This window comes from Chryseobacterium sp. SIMBA_028, assembly GCF_046535285.1.
GTDB lineage: Bacteria > Bacteroidota > Bacteroidia > Flavobacteriales > Weeksellaceae > Chryseobacterium.
The window spans coordinates 1-247 of sequence record NZ_JAWRWZ010000673.1 but is presented as its reverse complement, the minus strand read 5'-3'; the positions used below and the strand labels follow the sequence as shown (position 1 = coordinate 247).

At 33.6% G+C, this 247-nt stretch carries 1 protein-coding gene; it reads left to right on the top strand.

All coding sequences use genetic code 11. The features are described 5' to 3' along the window. The coding region (locus SCA31_RS24930) for a hypothetical protein (RefSeq protein WP_410699632.1) at positions 1 to 208 on the top strand (208 nt) is incomplete at its 5' end. Positions 209 to 247: the final 39 nt, after the last annotated feature.

Genomic DNA, 247 nt, shown 5'->3' with positions numbered 1-247 from the left:
CTCGCATAAACTTCCAAACAAGGAGACGCTCTCGAAGATTTTATGCCACCCTAAAAGGAATATAGAAGAGAAAATAAATTTCATATTCAATTACAGTAATCCGACGTTAAAATCGATATTCAAGGTTGATAAAAGCGCAAGTAAGAAATACAATTTTGACTGTTCGTTCCCTAAAGGATCTGAAAAATACTATGAAATAAAACTTTAGCGCTCATGGGAAATGGGAATTTAATTTCAAAAGTTGCGG